The organism is Paraburkholderia dipogonis (assembly GCF_042680985.1).
Lineage (GTDB): Bacteria > Pseudomonadota > Gammaproteobacteria > Burkholderiales > Burkholderiaceae > Paraburkholderia > Paraburkholderia phytofirmans.
Genome location: NZ_JBHUFR010000009.1, coordinates 2167 through 2519, shown reverse-complemented (window position 1 = coordinate 2519; position 353 = coordinate 2167). Strand labels below are relative to the sequence as shown.

The window sequence follows — 353 nt, the reverse complement described above, 5'->3', positions numbered from 1 at the left end:
CGCCGCGCCCGTCACGATCGATGAGGACAAGTGCATTGCCGACAAAGGCTGCACCGTCTGCGTGGATGTCTGCCCGCTCGACCTGCTCGCGATCGATCTGAGCAAGGGCAAGGCCTATATGAAATTCGACGAATGCTGGTACTGCATGCCGTGCGAGAAAGATTGCCCGACCGATGCGGTCAGGGTCGAGATTCCCTATCTGCTGCGTTAATGAAGAACCACCCGAAGAACCATCCACTTTGAAGCACGGCTCCTTATCAACCGGGGTTTAACTCATGACTATCCGCCATCTGCTTGCCACGACGCTCCTCGCGAGCGGCCTGCTGGCGCTTACCGCCGGCGCGGCGCGCGCC

The 353-nt window shown here is 60.1% G+C and carries 1 protein-coding gene; it reads left to right on the top strand.

The genetic code is table 11. The annotated features are described in order from the left end of the window. Window positions 1–211, top strand: a 211-nt coding sequence (locus ACFSNN_RS12495) for a 4Fe-4S dicluster domain-containing protein (protein ID WP_377779173.1), incomplete at its 5' end; no start/stop codon positions are given. Window positions 212–353 lie beyond the last annotated feature (142 nt).